Origin of the sequence: Chitinophaga niabensis, assembly GCF_039545795.1 — a bacterium.
Lineage (GTDB): Bacteria > Bacteroidota > Bacteroidia > Chitinophagales > Chitinophagaceae > Chitinophaga > Chitinophaga niabensis_B.
Genome location: NZ_CP154260.1, coordinates 6,967,710 through 6,987,259 on the forward strand (window position 1 = coordinate 6,967,710; position 19,550 = coordinate 6,987,259).

Sequence of the window (19,550 nt, forward strand, 5' to 3'; positions counted from 1 at the left end):
GCTTATGGATCAGGAATCGAATAATGTCCCTTTAGATACCATAGTGGCCGATACAGAGAACATTCCAACGCAATTTCTTGAACTTTTGCCTGTGGGGGTTTGTGTTTGTGATGCCCAGGGTATTATTAAGAAGTATAATAGCCAGGCTACCCGTTTGTGGGGAAGGATTCCACAATCTGGGGAACGGTTCTGCGGTGCCCATAGGTTTTATTATCCGGATGGCAAATACCATCCCCATGATGAAACCCCTATGGCCTCGTGCCTTATAGATGGATTGCCAAGGAAAGACTGGGACCTGGTGATGGAAAGACCTGACGGACAACGGATTATGGTCAGGATTAATATAGCCCCTAACGTAGATAAGCAGGGGGCCGTTAATGGCATGGTAAATTCTTACCAGGAGATACCCTGGAAGGAAGAGTTACAGGATTATGTGGAGAATGCTGCCATTGGTTTGCATTGGGTGGATGCCAACGGGATGATCCTGTGGGCCAACCAGGCGGAACTGGACCTGTTGGGTTATGAAAAGGAAGAATATATCGGCCATCATATTTCAGAGTTCCATGTGAGCAGGGAGGTGATCAATGATGTACTGGAGCGGTTGACGAGGAATGAAACATTACATATGTATGAAGCGCAGCTTCGGCATAAGGATGGTGGGATAAAAACGGTGCATATTCATTCCAATGTTTTCAGGGTGAACGGGGAATTTATTCATACCCGTTGTTTTACGATAGATATTACTGCATTGCGTGAAAGCGAGAAAAAGTATATGTCTGTAACCGAGGCGCAGTCTGATAAAAGGGCGATAGACCTGGAAAGGAGTGAAGAGCGGTATCATAAAATGATCGAGGAAGTAGATGATTATGCCATCCTGCTGATGGACAAGTCCGGCATTATTCAGAACTGGAACCGCGGTGCGGAAAAAATAAAGGGGTATAAAGATTATGAAATAATAGGAAAGAGTTTTCAGTTGTTCTATTTACCGGAAGACAGGGAAAGCGGCCTGCCGCAGAAACTGATCAATGAAGCATACCAAACAGGAAAGGCTTTACAGGAAGGCTGGCGGGTAAGAAAAGATGGTACCCGTTTCTGGGGAAGTATTGTGATCACGGCGTTGCACGATAAAAATAATAATGTGATCGGCTTCTCCAAAGTAACCCGTGACCTCACGGATAAAAAACGTGCAGAAGACAAGATCAACCAGTATGCAAAGGAACTGGAGTTTCAGAACAGGGAGCTGGAACAGTTTGCTTATATCGCCGCGCATGATATGAAGGAGCCTTTAAGAAAGATCCAGTTCTATAGCGATTATATTTATGAACATTCCGGGCAGTTACCGGAGAAAATAAAAGATTATCTTGGAAGGTCCATACGGGCGGCTGCCCGTATGAAGAGCCTGATAGAAGATCTGCTCAGTTATTCAAAAGCTTCTTCCATTTCCCAGAACCAGGAAGCAGTAGACCTCAATGAACTTGTGAAGGAAGTGATTGCCACCAACCGGGAAACCATCGAAAATTGTAATGCGGTGATAGAAGTGGATTCGCTGCCTGTTGTACAAGCAGTTCCTTTCCAGTTTGTCCAGCTATTTGATAACCTCCTCAATAATTCATTAAAGTACCGCCATCCGGACCGTGCTCCTCATATTAAGATCAGTGCAGAGCAGTTGCAGTCAGTGTCTTTTTCGGCATCTGAACACAAAAATTCCTGCTTTTATAAAATATCCTTTGAGGATAATGGCATTGGCTTCGACCCTTCTTATGGCGTAAAAATATTCGATCTCTTTCAACGGCTGCATACCCAGTCTGATTACAGCGGTTCAGGTGTTGGACTGGCCATCTGCAAAAAGATCATCCAGAACCACCAGGGCTTTATTCAGGCTAAAGGCGAGCTGAATGAAGGTGCTGTGTTTGAGGTGTATATTCCTTGTATAGCTTAGTAATAATTACTATTTTAAGGGTATGCAAAAGATATTTTACTGCCTTTTCTTCTTTTCTATTGCCGGTTTTTCCCAGGAGCGTAAAGTAGACCATAAACTTGAAAAAGCACTGGTGGAACTAACCAAAGGGTTTAACGGTACAGCCGGCGTATACGTACTCAATCTCAAAACCGGCAAATATGCTTCGCTCAACGGAGATACCATTTTCCCCACGGCCAGTATTGTAAAAGTACCTTTACTGGTAGGCCTGTTCAGCAAAATTGAAAAGGGAGAACTGGGCTGGCACCAGGCACTTGTGTACCGTGATTCTGCTAAATACGGCGGCTCAGGACTGATGCAGTTTTTTAAAGACAGTGCTGCTACGGAAGTGAGTGTACTGGCTGCATTAATGATGGCTTATAGTGATAATACCACTTCCCTCTGGAACCAGCAACTGGCCGGTGGCGGAGAAGAGGTAAATAAACTAATGGAACAATACGGTTTAAAAGATACCCGTGTGAATTCCCGCACAAAGGGGCGGGAAGAAATAAGGAAGATCTATGGCTGGGGGCAAACCACACCCAGGGAAATGTCTGCCCTGGTAGCAAAGATCCATCGCGGAGAAGTGATCAGTAAAGCTGCCAGTGAAAGAATGTACCGGTTAATGACGAAAGGATATTATGATGAACAGGCTATCTCAGAAGTGCCGCCTTATATACAGGTGGCTGCAAAAAGCGGCTCTGTAAATGAATCCCGTTCTGAAGTGGTATTGGTGAATGCGCCACATGGAGATTATGTATTCTATGTAGGCACAAAGAATATTAAAGACCAGCGTTGGGAAGCAGATAATGAAGCAGTGGTGATGATCCGTAAGATCGCTGCTTACCTGTGGAATTATTTTGAACCTAAGAGTGGTTGGAAGCCGGCCTGGAATGTACTGCGGAAATGATTTTTTAAAAGCCCGGAATATATTCCGGGCTTTTTTCTTTATAGTTTTATCACCTGTGTAGCTCCTTCTTTGATCGTATATTTCTTTCCTTTTGCAGTGATCAGAAGTTTGCCAGCTCCTGCTCTTGCAACTTCCACATCAAACACATTTCCGAAAGCATTGATCTTAAGAAGCGCCATATTGTTCCAGTCTTTGGGTAAACGCGGTGTGCATTCAAATGTATTGAATCCTGTCGGGCGGATGCCAAAGAGCCCTTCTATATAGATCCGGCAATACAATCCGCTTTCTGCAGAGAGGTGACGTTGATTACCTTCAGGATAGGCTTCTACGGGATAGGGAACATGTTCTCCCAGTAAGCGGCGGCGGGAATAGTAGCGGATAAAGTCCATCGCTTTTTCTGTTTCGCCAGCTTGCAGTACGCCACGTAAAGCATAAAGGGTAGAGCGGTCCCAGAAAGTTCCTTTTCCTGCTTCGGTGGCTAAACCATCCGCTGTCCATAATCTTGGAGAGAAGAGGGCATTGATGGTACCTTCTTTCCTGTCCATAATACCAACAGTTAAAGGCAGGCAGATCCATGCCCTCAGTACTTCGAGATTTTCATGATAGCGGTAGGTGGCAAAACCTTCAATGGTGCCGCCGAAATACTTTTCTATGTTTCCGCGTAATGTTGCGGCTTGTTTTAAATAACCTTCCGTTTGCGAAGCAGGTTTACCTAAGAGACGGCCCAGCATAGCAGCAGAGCGTAAGGCATCATAGTATAATGTATTCGTGGAAAGGTTTGCCTTGCCTGCGGAGAAACGGTTTTCCAGTTCATCACTATCTGAATTCACCACACCCTGTTCGTTGATCTTACGGCGGCTATATTCAAGGCACCATTCTATCAAAGGCCATAATACTTTTGCGGAATCAATATTGCCAAAGGTCATGGCATAGCGCGATGCGCCATATGCAATCATGGCCTGGTCCCCGCGGTCTTTTGCACCATGCCAGTTGGCATCTCCTTCTGCAACAATGGAGCTGGGGATGGGTTTGTAGGCAGGGTTTATGTATGCCGCAAAATGCCGATAGGCATTCATGGCAGAGAGATTTCCTCTTTCATCTCCCAGGTAGGCAAAGAAAGGATTGATGTATTCCGCCTGATCGTTTGCCCAGATCGCAGCATAATAAGCTAAACCACCGGGGCCATGCATGTAGCCGCCTTTGGTTTTGAAGATGCTTTCAGTGGCGCGCAGTTTGGCAAAAGCGAAAGCGGTGTTTAATATTTTATCCGGTGTTTCGAGCCGGAGTTTATCGTCCAGGCTGGCAACTCTTGCTGCACGGGCAGTTTCTTCCTGCTGCGGGTGAATGGTGCTGAGAGATTGTGGCGTGTCTGAAGCAAGATAAAATACACTGAAGCTGGCGGATTCTCCCGGCGCTATCGTTTGCGTGCCATCATTTACGGAGCCTGCCATCATACTGTGCTGCGAGCCTTTGCTTCTTTTTGCATCCGTTCTTACTTCCTTTCTGAGGTACTCCATGTAAACATTCATGGGTTGGTCTGTGATGTTCCTGATCACAAATGTTTCCAGCACCAGGGGTTTGTCTACCGAAGGGAATATGGTACGTTCTACATTTGCCAGTGCAGGTGTTCCTGCCTGTGCACTGATCTTCATAATACCTCTATGGCTGAAGCTTTTGATATTATAAGAAAGTTCTCCCGCACGGCCTGGGCCGTTCTTGATCAGTTGCAGGTTGATAAGGCGGTTGTTCACATATATCCTGGGCAGGTCGCTGTCTGAAAAGGAATAGCTGATGTGCGTACGGGTGCCGTCAGGTAATAATCGGAAGGTGGGAAACACCACGGTGCGGAAAATATCTGATCTGCCGATGCTGTCTAAACCATACCTTACCCATACGGAGACTTTTTCACCACTCATTTCAATATGATCTGTATGTGGAAGGCGGTCTTTCACTTCCCAGCGGATGCTGCCGTCTTCCTGGATGGCCCATCTGTCTTGCGCACTGGCGGGAAGTGCATTACATAATACAATAAATAAAAAGATTGGCTTTGCAGACAGCAATTTCATGCGTGTGTAGTTTTATGATCAATGAATGCTGCTGACGTGGAGATTATGATGGCGGACAAGATAGAAGAAAAATGGCGTTTTTTTAAGGGAATTGGGATATATTTATTAAGCATACATTTAACCTAACAGCAAATGGCCTCAATCATTAAAGCAACGAAGGAAGACCTTGCGTTAATAGCCGATATCGGTAAAAGAACGTTCCTGGCATCTCATGGGCATAGCGCGCCGCCGGAAGATATAACGCGGTATGTGGAGGAGAAGTTCAGCGAGGAAACTTTGAGAACAGAACTCAGCGATACCAATAATATCTTTCACCTCATTTATCATGATCAGCGGCCGGCGGGTTACTCAAAGATCATCCTCAATGCTTCGCATCCTGCTATTCAATTAAAGAATGTCACCAAACTGGAGCGGTTATACCTGTTGCAGGATTTTTACAACCTGAAGCTGGGGTATGGATTATACCAGTTCAATGTTGATCTGTCCCGGAAGAGTAACCAGGCGGGGATGTGGTTATTTGTATGGAAGGAAAACCACCGGGCGATTGATTTCTATATGAGGGCGGGGTTTGAGCCGATAGGGAGTTATGATTTTCAGATATCGCCTGCACATGCTAATCCTAATCATCATATGTTCCTTCGGTATTGATACCTGAGAACAACATGGACCCTATCTTGAGCCTATGTCAAGCCTATGTGAAGAATTGGGTGTATTGGTTATCAGCTATTTAAGAAGATGTTTGTTTTGCTATACGAAGGGGCAGTGGAGGTGCATATTTGCAGAATGAAGATAGCATATACAAAGCGCTCTGCTTTGAAGCAGCCCTCTTTGCAAAGGTAATTTATTTATGATTCGCTTTCACGTTCTCTGCTGCCAGTTCTACTGTTTGTAATACCCGCTGCTGCCTTGTTTCCGGTTTTTTCGCTTTGGAGATCCATTCCAGTATCACGCGTTTGGAAGAAGGGGCAAATGCATCAAAGTTTTTAAAGGCTTTCTTGTTCTTATTAAACAACTTTTTCAGATCATCCGGCAGGATGTTATCCTGTGCCGCGGCTAATCCATCCCAGGTGCCGGTTGCTTTGGCCAGATCGATCATGGCCTGGCCGGCTGGCCGCATCAATCCCAGCTCCGTCATATGGGCCACTCTTTCACGATTTTTTTTGCTCCAGTTGCTTTTGGGTTTGCGGGGAGTGAAGCTTAAGTAGAAACTTTCTTCATCCCTTTTGAGGGCTTTGCTGTCTATCCAGCCGTAGCAAAGCGAATGCTCTATAGATTCTGCATAATGTACGCTGGGTGTTTTGCTTTTCTGGTGATAGATGATCAGCCATACTGCTTTTTCAGATCTGCCGTGCTTTTCCAGCCAATTCCGCCAGTCACTGGCGGATTTGGCGTGGAATGCAGGTATGCCGTTCACTTTTTCCATGTCTTTATTTTTTAATGGAGTTGAGCACTTCCAGGTAATGAGGGTTGTACATGATGCCGAGGATATTTCCGAAAGGGTCCAGTACGGAAGCTGTTACAAATCCGCCGCCGCGTTGGGTGATAGGTTCATATGCGGTGGCACCCAGTTCCAGTAACCTGTCCAGTGATTCTTCGATATTGTCTACATGCCAGTAGATGACTTCTCCGCCTGGTGTGGTGGCTGAACCTTTTGGTTTGTACTGTGCATCTATGATACCTAATTCATGCTGGTAATCTCCTACACGGAATTCCGCATAACCGGGTTTATTGAAATAGGGTGCCATGCCGAATAATTCACTGTACCACTGAATGGCTGCTGCATGGTCTGCTGCATAATAATTTGCTGTTGCGAAGCCTCTTAAAGGGTTTTTGTTTGCCATGATGTTTTTGTTTTATTGTTTTAACAAAGGTAAAAGGGGCTTGTGACAGCCCTGTGTCAGGGGTATAAAAACTATTTTTTAATAACAAAAAAGAAGCCAGCTAAGGGGGAGTTATATAGTGGCAGAACGGTTGTGTATGCATCAGTGCCTTGAGCGGTAATCATATATTATGGACTATTACAAATGATACCAGGTGGCAGACGGTGCGGATATTCTGATCGCTGCACCATTAGATAAGTTTCATTTCCTTCCCTCCTCAGGGGGTAGCAGAGAGGAATTCTTCTTTTTTACATTTATAAATGTATTGACATGCAATTACTTGTTTGTCTACTAGCCTGTTTCACTTGCTACTTTCATTGTGTTTCATATATGGTTACGATTAATTAATTCTAATTTAATTTTGTTTAATTTCGTTTTATCTCTATATTAGCACTGTCCCTTATTTCCACGGAATCGGATTTTAATCAGCCGGGATTTTTTTAAACTATAACCAAAATCATTAATTCCATGTGTAAACGATGTTGCTATGCAGCACCATGAATGCCGGCAGGTTCATGCACCATTATTTTCCAATCATTTATCAGATTTTCCATGTTTTGAATTGCGCCGCTTAATTCTCTGAAAGCATCTTAAACATAATATAAGCTTAATATAGGGTTAAGTAAGGCTTATTTACTTTTGCGCAAGAAAAAAGTAATCAACTGAAACCTGTATATCAACCTAAACGCAAGGTTATAATTACATTAAACACATTGTGAATGAAACAATTTTTCCTACTTATCACCGGCCTGCAATTGTGTGTCTATGGCACATCAATTGGCAAGTCTACAGTAAAAGACCCCACCACTCCTATACTCCGGTCTTCCGCAAAACCTGCTGAGGACATTGTAGTGCGTGGTAAGGTAACCGATGAAAACGGACAGGCTTTGATCGGCGTTAATATTAAACCAAAGGACGGCTATAAAGGAACTGTTACAGATGCAAAGGGTAATTATACCCTCACTGTTTCCGGCACAGGTACCGAGATCACTTTTTCTTTTATCGGTTATATCAGTCATGTTGCTACTGTAAAAACCACACAGGTATTGAATGTGCAATTACTACCGGATCCTAAATCATTGGGTGAAGTAGTAGTAACGGCATTAGGTATCAAACGTGATGAAAAAGCGTTGGGTTATTCTGCCACCGTTGTAAAAGGTGAGCAATTAACAGACGCATTATCTAATAACTGGACGGATGCATTGTCCGGCAAGATCGCGGGTGTGAACCTGATCAGGTCTAACAGTGGTCCTACCGGTTCCAACAGGATCGTGCTCCGTGGAGAGAACAACCTGGATGGTAATGATGAGGCGCTGATTGTTGTGGATGGTGTGGTGATCAACCAGGGTAGCGGTCGCCGTACTGCTATTGGTGGTGAATCTACTTATGGTACCAGCAGTGATAACATGCCTGCGGATTATGGTAGTGGTTTGAATGACATTAACCCTGAGGATATAGAATCCATCACCGTGTTAAAAGGCCCCGGTGCTGCTGCATTGTATGGTCAGCGTGGTGCAAATGGTGCATTGATCATTACTACAAAATCAGGTAGCAGCAAAAGAAAAGGACTGGGTGTTACCTTCAGTTCCAACGGTTCTTTAGAAACCGTGAACCGCTGGCCAGATCTGCAATACGAATATGGGCAGGGTACAGAAGGGATGGATTATTATTCCTATGGAACTACAGCGGATGGTGCCAGCACCAGTGGTACCAGTTCTGCATACGGACCAAGGTTTGACAAAGACCGCAAGTTCTTCCAGTATGATCCGGTAACACAAACGGTGGGTAAGGAAAGAACACCCTGGGTACCTTATACCAATAAAATAAACAAGTTCTTTACTACTGCCGGAACATTGACCAATACAGTGAGCGTAGATGGTGGTACGGATAAGACCACTGCGCGTTTTTCATTCACCAATGTAGCTAACAAATGGATATTGCCTAATACAGGTTATGACCGTAATACAGTATCCCTGTCTGTGAATTCCAAAGTGAATGATAAGCTCCAGATCTCTTCAAAGATAAACTATACCAATAAGAGCAGTGATAACCTGCCGGGAGCAGGATATGGTAACCAGTCCATCATGTACTGGTACATCTTCTGGCAACCCAATGCAGATCCGGATTGGTTAAGGAATTATTGGGCAAAGGGAGCGGAAGGCAAAACCATTAAATATCCTTTCAGTACTTTCCCTGAGAATCCTTATGCTATCTCTTATGAGTTCCTCAATGCCTCAGACCGGAATGGTTTAACTGGTAATGTGCAGGCAGCCTATAATTTTACGAAAGAGTTAAGCCTCCAGGTAAGAACTTCCGTGGATTTTGGATATGAACAACGCTCACAAAGCCGTCCATTTGACGCAGGTGCTAAACTTCCTTTTGGTAGTTACCGTACGCAGAATATCTTCTCCATGGAACGCAGTACAGACTTCCTGTTGAGATATAATAAGAAGGTAGGTGATTTTGAGTTTTCTGTTACAGGAGGTGGAAGTGCACTGCGCAATAATTATAACAAAGATGAAACGCGTGCGGATTCTCTCGTGATCCCAGGTATCTACTCATTTGCCAATAGTGCCGGGCCGTTGATCACCATCCCCAACAGAAGTAAATATGCGATCAACAGTTTCTATGGTTTGATCTCAGGCGGATATAAAAACTTCCTTTACTTAGACCTTACAGCCCGTCAGGACTGGAATAGCGTACTGGCAACTCCAGAGCGTACAGAAAATTCAGGGTTCTTCTATCCATCTGCCAGCGCGAGTTTCATTGTGTCTGAAGTAGTAAAATTACCTGCATCTGTGGATTTTGCGAAACTGCGGTTCTCTGCATCAGGTGTTGGTAGCGGTGGTACAACCCCCTACTTTACTTCCTACTATTATGATCCTGTAGTAGGGTCTGATGGAGAATTAAGTAATCCCACCTTATTGGCGAATGGTAACCTGGTGCCGCTCAAAACGGTTACGTATGAAGCAGGTGCTGTGCTGAAAATGTTTAAAGGCCGTTTAGGTGCAGACCTGGCTGTTTATTCAGGTAATACTCATAACCAGATCATTAAACGTAAGCTGGACCCGGCTTCCGGTTACGCCGAATCTGTTATCAATGCAGGTGTGGTGAATAACAAGGGTATAGAGTTAGGTTTAAACGGTACCCCCGTTCAAACTAAAAACTTTAAGTGGAATACGAATGTGGTATTCTCTGCTAACCGGAACCGTATCAAATCCCTGCCGGATAGTTTCATTGTATTGAGAACAGGCCCTATCGCCGGTGGTTCAATTGTGGCAACTGTTGGCGGCAGTATGGGTGATATGTATGGAAGAGGATATCAGCGTGCTCCGGATGGCCAGATCATCTACGATGCCAGAACAGGTTTTGCAAAGATCACTGAAGGTATAGTTTATCTCGGAAATACCGCACCTAAATGGAAGCTGGGCTGGACAAATGAATTCTCTTACAAACAATTCCGCTTTGCCTTCGTGTTTGATGGACAGTACGGTGCTGTTGCACATTCATTAATGAACTATAAACTCGCGGAACAGGGTAAAACAAAGATCACACTTCCGGGCAGATATAGTGGTATGATCGGTAATGGTGTTATGGACGATGGAAGCGGGAAGTTTGTAAAAAACACAACCCTCGCTACAGATATAGATGAGTATTACCGTTCACATTATGGAGCAGATAACGCAGAGGGAAGTACTTTCTCTACAGACTTTATCAAATTCAGGGAAGCGCGTATAGAATATGGTTTTTCGCCAAAGCTGATAAAAAAGCTGCGTCTGCAAAAGGCAGTACTCGGGTTCTATGGTCGTAACTTATTCATCTGGTCTCCATGGCCGATGTTTGACCCTGAATTCGGTACCATTAGCGATACGGGTATTGTACAAGGTTTTGAGACGGCTCAATTCCCATCTACCCGTTCATTCGGATTTAACTTAGTTCTTGGCTTCTAATCAGAAAAACAATGAAGATTATATATAAGATCACAGGTGTTGTGTTGATGCTCGGTCTGTTTGTGACGTCTTGTACAAAAGATTTTACGAAGATCAATACCAATCCAAATGCTTCTCCGGAAGCATTGCCATCGCAGCTTTTGAGGCCAGCGCTGGTAAAGACCCTTACCGTTAATATGTTGCGCAACCGTAACTTTAATAACGAGTTGATGCAGGTAACAGTAGATGCGAGTGATGCAGAGGGAAAAGTTTTCAGGTATGATTACCGCGCCAACTGGTCAGATTACCTGTATAATGGCTGGTATCTCCAACTGACCAATTTTAAAGAGATCTACAGGATTGCCAGTGACTCCGGTTTGAATTACAACAGGTCCTACTCGGGTATTTCCCTTGTTTGCCAGGCATGGATCTATTCTATGCTCACAGATACTTATGGAGATGTACCTTTTTCCGAATCAAACAGGGCAAAGGAAGATAGTATCACTGAACCTAAGTTTGATGCGCAGAAGGATATTTACATGGGACTCTTTAAGATGCTGGATACAGCTAATACTTTGCTGACAACCGGTACCGCTATCGATGGAAGCTCCGACCCGGTCTATAATGGGAATATCAGCCTTTGGCGCAGATTCTGCAACTCCCTGCAATTAAGATTACTGATGCGGGTTTCCGGTAAAGCAGAAATAGCTCCGATGGCCATTGCAAAGATCAAGGATATAGTAGATACCAGGGCCAGTACTTATCCTATCATGACAGACAGCAGCCATTCTGCTATTCTGAGATGGACGGGTGCAGGATTACTTGTTTCACCATATGTGGGTGGTGTAAGGGAACAGGATTTCAGAACGCCAGGCCTGGCCAGTTTCTTTATTGATAACCTGGTGGCCTGGAGTGATCCAAGGATCAGCATACCGCTTCCCTGGGGTAACGGAACTTTTAACAGATGGGGTATTTCCCCGGCTTCCGGAGCATACCTGGGAATTCCGAGCGGTTATGCAGCAGGAGAGAATCCGCCTAAAAAATCCTATTTCTTGTCCAATACCTCTGCCGTTTCTATGCAAACAGAACCATTGGCAGGGCAGATCATGAATACAGCTGAGGTGAAATTTATTCTTGCTGAGGCCGCTTTAAAGAAATGGATCAACGGTTCTGCTGCTACCTTCTATAATGCGGGCGCCCGTGAGAGCATTAAAATGTGGTTGCCTAACTGGAACCTGGATATCCAGGCCTTCCTGACAGCGGCTGATATTGAATGGGAAGAGGGATTAACAGATGACTTAAAAATGGAGCGGATCCATTTGCAGAAATACTATGCGCTTTTCCTCGCGGATCTGCAGCAATGGTTTGAATACCGCCGTACAGGTCACCCTGTATTACCTAAAGGCGCCGGTTTAAGGAATAATGGTGTGATGCCGGCAAGGATGACTTATCCTGTGCTGATCCAATCCACCAATCCTACTAATTATAAACTTGCTGTAACCGCACAGGGGCCAGATCAGATCTCTACACAGGTGTGGTGGCAAAAACCGTAATAGTTGTTAATATCAAAAAAAGTACGATGAAAAATATAACAATATATTCCTTCTTTTTGCTGTCTCTGTGCCTGTTCCTGGGATGTGAGAAATACGGCAACTATCCGGGAGGGGAGATCAGTCCTTATATAGCTATCTACGACATCAGAGGTATGTACAAGGGCACCGACCTTACCCTTACTAAAGAGAATATGCTTGGATCTACCAAGCTGTCTGCCATGGTGGTTTCTGATTTTGCCGGTGGCAACATGGTGGAAGGTTTGCTGATAGTACAGGACAAACGCCGTTTGAATGAATTACGCGGGATTGCGATACCGTTGGGAGCGGATGCTGCTAATTATACATCCGGTGATTCCCTGATCATTGAAATGGAAGGTAAAGTGCTGAAGAAAGTGGATGGCAGGATGCTGATCACTGGTGTTACAACCAAAGATATCAGGAAAGTATCTTCCGGAAATGCCATTCCTGCACCAAGGGTACCAGCGCATTTAATATTGGCGAACCCCGCGAAATATGAAAGTACTTTGGGTGTTATTGTAAAGGGCGGTTTTGATCCCTTACCTGTTCCAGGCGATGTGTTTTCAGGTGTGAAAACGCTCAATGACGGTTTTGCTAATATTCCCCTGGTATCAGATGCCGATGCCGAATTTGCAAATACCTCCCTGCCCATCATGGCCAATTATTATGGGATCGTTTATGTGAAACCTACTCCTAAATCTGACTCACTTGGCGTGGATTTCCGCATACGCAGGTCCGGTGATGTTAAAATACTGAGCGCTGTTGTGGACATTCCGTCTGTTGTTATCACAGGTCTGATGACGGATGTGAAAGGCGGCGACGGTAACTATGAGTATGTACAGTTTATGGCAACAAAGGATATCAACTTTGCCCTGACGCCTTATGCCATGGTGGCTACCACCAATCCCAATGCAGCTATCCCTACAGGTTATCCTGCCCAGGGATGGGCTACCGGGCAGCAACGTACATATAAGATCAATATCACAACAGGTACTGTTGCTAAAGGTGCTTTCTTCTATGTAGGCGGCGCCGGCAGAATGATCAATGGTTCAGGATCTACTGCCATTCCTGCTACTAAATGGGTGAGGGGCCTCAATTATACGACTACTGACGGAGATGGCTTCGGTACTAAAACGGGTGGTTTGTTTGCCAACAGTGGCAACGCTACCGGCGTGGCTATCTTTGAAGGTATCAATGTTACCGTTGATTCCAAACCGGTGGATGCCATGTTTGTGAATGGAGGTGGTAGTTTATATACGCCAACACCCACTCCGCAAGGTTATAGAATTCCAAACAGTGACTGGTATGATATTAAGAACCCGATCACGCTGGAAGACCAGCCTTATTACAGAGCAGGTACCAATACCATGTTCGTTCCTTATCTTACAGCAGACCAGGGTTATTTTTACCTGCTGGGCGGTGAGTATAGCATACCATTAGCAAAATGGACAAAAGCCAGGACGCAAAACTATATTACATTGGAAAAAACGTCCACACTCGCTGATATCGAAGGAGTAGGTGCCTTTGTACTGAAGCAATAATTTTCTCTATCTATCATCATAAAAGGGTTACTCTGTATAGAGTAACCTTTTTTTTTTGCTACTTTTAAGCCTGAATCAACCATTTACTGCCAGGGGGACAGGCTGATGTATGAAAATTTAGATAACGAGAGGGACTTGCTCCGGCTGTTGGCACAGGGAGACGAAAACGCATTTCAGCAACTCTTCAGGCATTACTGGAGCCAGGTATATGGCGCCGCGCTCCGGTTTACAAAATCTCCGGAACAGGCCAGGGACCTGGCACAGGACATTTTCCTCAAGGTGTGGCTGAACCGCACGAAGATGGAGGAGGTGCGTAATTTCCCTGCCTTTTTATATACCATCAGCCGCAATCTTATTCACGATCATCTTCATAATAAAGTTTTCAGGGAATCGAATCAGGAATTCCTGCAGGCTTACTTTACCTATACCGAAAATACTCCCCAGCGTTTGCTGGAGAACAAAGAGCTGGGTCGGCTTTTGCAGGAGGCGGTAGACACTTTGCAGCCGCAATTGAAACAGGTGTTTACATTGGGCCGCCTGAAAGGGTTTAAACATGAGGAGATTGCCCTGCAATTGAAGATCACCCCGCTTTCCTCTAAAGTTTATATGGTGAGGGCTTTGATGGCCATCCGCAAATACCTGGAAAAACATGCGGACAAACTGATATTCCTGTTTGGTTTCCTGCTTCTTTCATATTAAGAATAATTTTTTTTGAAAAGAATGTTCTCCTTTTTCCTGCTCCTCCGTCATTATATGTAATACCACCAAAATGCAAGACAGCGATTTTAAAGCATTGTTCCAGAAATACCTGGATGAAACCATCAGCCCGGAAGAGTTTGCTCAACTGGAAGTATTTATCCGGAACAATTATCCTGCGCAGGAGGCGGAAGCTTTGTGGGGAGAGGCGCTGGCTAACAGGGCTTATGCTGCCAGTGATGCAACACATGACCTGGATGCAATATTCAGCGATATCACAAAACGCAGGCCTGTACGCCTGGGCTGGATAAAATTTGCTGCTGCAGCAGCCATTATAGTTGTAGTGGTAACAGGAGGGCTTTACCGTTTTTCCCGGCAATCTCCTGCTGTGAAAACATTGGCGGTACAGGACGTTGCGCCGGGAGGTAACAAAGCCATGCTTACACTGGCTGACGGGTCTGTGGTTACGTTGGACAGTACGGGCAACCAGGTGATACAACAAGGCGGAACAGCTGTAAAGCAAACCGGTGGCCAGCTAACATACGATGGGGGGAGCAATGATGATGTCATCAGTTTTAATACCCTCACTACACCCAATGGCGGGCAGTTCCAGGTGAGATTATCCGATGGTACCAGGGTATGGATGAATGCCGCTTCCTCATTACGTTATCCCACTACATTTAGTGGTCATGAAAGGAAAGTGGAGGTAAGGGGGGAAGTATATTTTGAAGTGGCGAAGGATGCGGCCAGACCTTTTGCAGTGCAGGCAGGGACTATGAAAGTGGAAGTGCTGGGCACGCATTTTAATGTTAATGCTTATGATGGATTGAGCACTACGTTATTGGAAGGCGCTGTGAAGGTGAGCAGTTTGTCCCGCGGAGATCACGTGGTATTACAACCTGGGCAGCAGGCACAATTATCTGATGGTATTAAAGTAGTGAGCAATCCTGATATTGATAAAATAATGGCCTGGAAGAATGACCTCTTCAATTTTGAGGGTGCCAGTTTCAAAGAAGTGATGCAGGAGCTGGAGCGCTGGTATGATATTGAAGTGGTGTATGCAGGTGGTGTGCCGGATATCCGCTTTGGCGGGGAATTGAGCAGGAATAAAAGTTTAGCGGGCTTAATAGAAGCGCTGCGGGATGCCGAGGTGCATTTTGAGATCAAAGGCAGGCAGCTGATCGTAAGGAAATAGGGAAAATACACTTAATCATATATGGAACATTTACATGAGCCGGTGGTACTTAAAGTACCGCTATAACCATCTATTGTATAAGATCAACCATTAAAAAAAGAGGCCGGCGTGTTTGCACCACTCCGGCCGGATTGCCTGGCTGATCCCTATCGACACATGTTAGAAGTCAATTATTTATCAACCACACAATGCAATTTATGCAAAAATCTGCTATCAGGCCCGGGTGGGCTATGGCCGGGAAATGCCGGTCTGCAGGCCCGCGGGCTTTAACCAAAATCTTGTTAGTGATGAAACTGACCGCTTTTTTACTTACGGTTGTTTTTCTGAGTGCACACGCTAAAGGATCGGGACAATCTGTTACACTTTCCGGGAAAGATGTATCCCTGAAGAACATTTTTGCTACCATTAAAAAGCAAACCGGCTACGTGGTTTTTTATAACCGCGACCTGCTGGAAGATACCCGTCCTGTTTCATTGACGGTCAGGGACCTTCCGCTGGAGGGGTTCCTGAAGATCGTGTTGCAGGACCAGCCCCTGAATTTCCGGATTGACGGGAAGGATATTATCCTTTCCCGCAAACCTGCATTGTGGAAACCTTCAGGCGCGGTATTGATAGATGTGCGTGGAAGGGTAACGGATGATAAAGGAACACCATTGCCGGGAGCCACTGTTCGGGTTAAAAATACCAGCAACACTGTTTCTACCAATCAGGATGGAACGTTTGAGGTAAAAGGGTTACAGGGTAAAGCGGTACTGATCGTTTCTTTTATAGGTTATAAAACGAAGGAAGTGTATGCAGAGGAAGGCAGTGCCCTGAACATACAACTGGAACTGTCGTCAGAAGCATTACAACAGGTAATGGTGACGGGGTATCAAACCATTTCCAAGGAAAGGGCTACGGGTTCTTTCACAACTGTAGGTAAGGAGATGTTGAGCAAGCGGCCGGTATCTAATATTTCAACTGCATTGCAAGGCCTGGTGGCAGGTATGCAGGCAAAAGAAAACGAAGATGGCAGCATGAGTTTCCTCATTCGTGGTAATACCACTTTGTATGCAGACAGAAGGCCTTTAATTGTAGTGGATGGTTTCCCGATAGCAAGCAGTGACTTTTCTGATATTAATCCTAACGATGTAGAGTCTGTAACTGTATTAAAAGATGCTGCGGCAGCTTCCATATGGGGCGCGCGTGCAGCAAACGGTGTGATTGTGATCGTTTCCAAAAAAGCAAGAACAGGCGGCAGATTACAGGTGAACGCCAGTGCCTTCACCAGGATCTCCAAAATGGTGGATCTTGACCAGGTACTTACACAGGCCAACTCAGGAGATCAGGTGGCATATGAGCGGAAAGCTTTTGATAATGGCTGGTTCTTTTTTCCATACGCAGGCGGTTTCACGGATGTTACTAATTCACTGACACTGGCGCAGGAACTTTTATTTGCAAATAAGAATGGAAAGATCAGCACTGCTGATATGAATGCAGGGCTGGACCTTTTGAGCAAAACGAGCAACCGCTCCCAGATCAGGGACCTGCTGATGCAAAGAGCCATCCTTAACCAATATAATGTAAGCCTGCAAACAGGAACGGACCGTGCTAAAACATATGCTTCCGTGATGTATGAAAGTGAAAAAGGTGCTTACAAGGGAAATAATTCCAATCGTTTCAATCTCAATCTGAATAATGATTTTAAACTTACAAAGTTCCTGAATTTTAACATCGGCGCTAACCTGCAATACAGAAAACGTGAAACCAGCGGTGCTACCATTACAGAGATCCAGGAACTGTCTCCCTATGAAATGTTGCTGAACCCTGACGGTAGTTATGGTACTAACCTGAAAACGTACAACAGGGAACAACTGGCACTGATCCCATTTAATAAATTCCCTTATTCAGACTGGTCTTACAACCTGCTGCGTGAGGTGAACAGCAGAAAGCTAAGCAGTGAGGCCCTAAACGCCAGGATACAGGCAGGCCTGAATGTGAGACTGATGAAAGGACTCAGCTTTGATGCTAAATTCCAGTACGAAAGAGGCAAAACAGATTATGCAGATTTTTATAGTGACAATACTTTCTATGCCCGGAGTTTAAACAATACGCTTACGGAGTATAATAATAATACGAAAACGGTGGGGCGTTCCTTCCTGCCCAAAGGTGGTATTTTAAAACCACGGACTTTTACAGATGCCAGTGGCCGCCAGTTTGATATGAGTAATGTCAACCTGGAGAGTTACCTGATCCGCAATCAACTTAGTTTTGACAGGACCTTCGAGGGAAAACACGGCGTTTCAGTTATTGCCGGGATGGAGTTGTCTCAGGCTACCAGTAGCAGCCAGGCCAACCCTTATGTATATGGTTATTTTTCTGATAAGCTCCAGACTACCGCACCACCATATGGTTATGGCAGCTCGCTAGATCTGCTGACGAATTTTACGGGTGCCACTACTACCGTTCCTGGCGGAAATACAGTATTCACCTGGGAACGGAACAAGTTTGTTTCTTTTTATGGTAATGCCTCTTATACTTATGATCACAAATATACCCTCTCAGGTAGCATGAGAAGTGATGCTTCCAATTTTATTACAGATGATCCGGCATTGCGCTGGTCGCCATTATGGTCTGTAGGTTTTAAATGGAATGCAAAGGAGGAGAATTTCATGAAGGATGTGGAGTTGTTTGACCGCCTGGAACTCCGTGTTACTTATGGTAAGAACGGGAACGTGGAAAGGTCTACTTCCACCAAAGCCTTGTTGAATGTGGGCGGCAGCCTGAATGCAAATACCGGTACCATCACGGCTACGATAGCAGATAATGGTAATCCGGGCCTGCGTTGGGAGAAAACAACCAGTGCCAACCTGGGATTGGATTTTGCGATGCTGAAGAACAAACTCTTTGGATCTATAGATATCTATAATAAAAAAGGAGAGGGCATCATCGGTAATATTGCTTTGCCTGCAGCTTCCGGTACCACTATTCAGAAATTCAATAATGCAGGGATCACCAATAAAGGAATTGAACTGACCATAGGCGCTAACCTTGATATACCGAATACACCTGTTCGTTACACTACTTCCTTTAACTATGCCTACAATCATAACAGGATCAATAGTCTTTACAGCCCTTCCCTGTATGTATACCAGCTGATAGGTGGAGAGTTTGTGGAAGGCCGCCCGGTGAATGCAGTATATTCCTTTACTTATAAAGGGATGAAGGATGGTATACCACAAGTGGCCGGCCCCAAAGGAAGTTTACAATCGTTCAATGATGTGGCCCTGTACAACCGTGGGCTGGGATTACCTTTTCTGAATTATGAAGGTACCACCACCCCACCGCATACATTGGGTTGGGTGAATACCATTCAGGCATACAACTTTACGCTGACCGCCATATTTGTTGGCAAAATGGGTGGGGTTTACCGTAATCCCGGCTTTAACTATGCGGCCACTGTGGGTAGCGGTAAAGTATTTGTGAATAAATATGTGAATGATGTATTAGCGGGTAACCCTGATATTCCGGGCTTTGCAAATCCCAATGAAACCAAACTTTACCTGTGGGACCGTTATGCGCCGGCATTGAGCAGCCTTGTTGAAAGTTCTTCTTATATAGAATGTAAAGAGCTGACGCTGGAATACAATTTACCCAGGAGACTTATCAACACCATGCAGATAGATAACCTGAAGATCTTTGCACAAAGCAGGGACCTGGGCCTGATATGGGCAGCCAATAGCAAAGGCTATAATCCAGATTGGCTGCCGGGTACAAACAGGCCTGTGCAGACTTATACATTTGGTGTAAACCTTCAATTTTAAGA

At 45.0% G+C, this 19,550-nt stretch carries 12 protein-coding genes; 9 read left to right on the forward strand and 3 right to left on the reverse strand.

Annotated elements, in window-relative coordinates; all coding sequences use genetic code 11:
- The first annotated feature begins 4 nt into the window (after positions 1–4).
- Complete coding sequence (locus tag AAHN97_RS28095) at positions 5–1,939, forward strand: PAS domain S-box protein (protein WP_343305382.1); 1,935 nt, start codon at positions 5–7, stop codon at positions 1,937–1,939.
- Positions 1,940–1,961: 22 nt separating this feature from the next.
- Complete coding sequence (locus AAHN97_RS28100) at positions 1,962–2,867, forward strand: serine hydrolase (protein ID WP_343305383.1); 906 nt, start codon at positions 1,962–1,964, stop codon at positions 2,865–2,867.
- A 38-nt stretch (positions 2,868–2,905) separates the two neighbouring features.
- Here the strand turns inward: AAHN97_RS28100 and AAHN97_RS28105 are convergent, their stop codons facing one another.
- A complete protein-coding gene (locus tag AAHN97_RS28105; protein ID WP_343305384.1) occupies positions 2,906–4,933 on the reverse strand; it encodes a hypothetical protein in 2,028 nt (675 codons plus the stop codon).
- Positions 4,934–5,065: 132 nt separating this feature from the next.
- Between AAHN97_RS28105 and AAHN97_RS28110 the strand changes: the two genes are divergently transcribed.
- A complete protein-coding gene (locus AAHN97_RS28110) occupies positions 5,066–5,581 on the forward strand; it encodes a GNAT family N-acetyltransferase (RefSeq protein ID WP_343305385.1) in 516 nt (171 codons plus the stop codon).
- 193 nt (positions 5,582–5,774) lie between these two features.
- On the opposite strand, the gene AAHN97_RS28115 is transcribed toward AAHN97_RS28110, so the two are convergent.
- A complete protein-coding gene (locus tag AAHN97_RS28115; protein ID WP_343305386.1) occupies positions 5,775–6,356 on the reverse strand; it encodes a YdeI/OmpD-associated family protein in 582 nt (193 codons plus the stop codon).
- A gap of 4 nt (positions 6,357–6,360) precedes the next feature.
- Positions 6,361–6,774, reverse strand: coding sequence for a VOC family protein (locus AAHN97_RS28120; protein WP_343305387.1), 414 nt, complete (start codon positions 6,772–6,774; stop codon positions 6,361–6,363).
- A gap of 758 nt (positions 6,775–7,532) precedes the next feature.
- Between AAHN97_RS28120 and AAHN97_RS28125 the strand changes: the two genes are divergently transcribed.
- From AAHN97_RS28125 to AAHN97_RS28150, 6 genes are all read left to right on the forward strand, one after another.
- Positions 7,533–10,763 carry a SusC/RagA family TonB-linked outer membrane protein gene (locus tag AAHN97_RS28125; protein WP_343305388.1) on the forward strand — a complete coding sequence of 1,077 codons (3,231 nt, stop codon included), beginning with the start codon at positions 7,533–7,535 and terminating at the stop codon, positions 10,761–10,763.
- A gap of 11 nt (positions 10,764–10,774) precedes the next feature.
- The gene (locus AAHN97_RS28130) at positions 10,775–12,295 is read left to right on the forward strand and encodes a SusD/RagB family nutrient-binding outer membrane lipoprotein (RefSeq protein ID WP_343305389.1); all 1,521 of its coding nucleotides are present in this window, start codon (positions 10,775–10,777) and stop codon (positions 12,293–12,295) included.
- A gap of 26 nt (positions 12,296–12,321) precedes the next feature.
- On the forward strand, positions 12,322–13,854 hold the full coding sequence (locus AAHN97_RS28135; RefSeq protein WP_343305390.1) for a DUF5689 domain-containing protein: 1,533 nt from the start codon (positions 12,322–12,324) through the stop codon (positions 13,852–13,854).
- Positions 13,855–13,989: 135 nt separating this feature from the next.
- The gene (locus AAHN97_RS28140; protein WP_343305391.1) at positions 13,990–14,553 is read left to right on the forward strand and encodes an RNA polymerase sigma factor; all 564 of its coding nucleotides are present in this window, start codon (positions 13,990–13,992) and stop codon (positions 14,551–14,553) included.
- A 70-nt stretch (positions 14,554–14,623) separates the two neighbouring features.
- A complete protein-coding gene (locus tag AAHN97_RS28145) occupies positions 14,624–15,745 on the forward strand; it encodes a FecR family protein (RefSeq protein WP_343305392.1) in 1,122 nt (373 codons plus the stop codon).
- A 287-nt stretch (positions 15,746–16,032) separates the two neighbouring features.
- On the forward strand, positions 16,033–19,548 hold the full coding sequence (locus AAHN97_RS28150; RefSeq protein WP_343305393.1) for a SusC/RagA family TonB-linked outer membrane protein: 3,516 nt from the start codon (positions 16,033–16,035) through the stop codon (positions 19,546–19,548).
- The last annotated feature ends 2 nt before the right edge of the window (positions 19,549–19,550 follow it).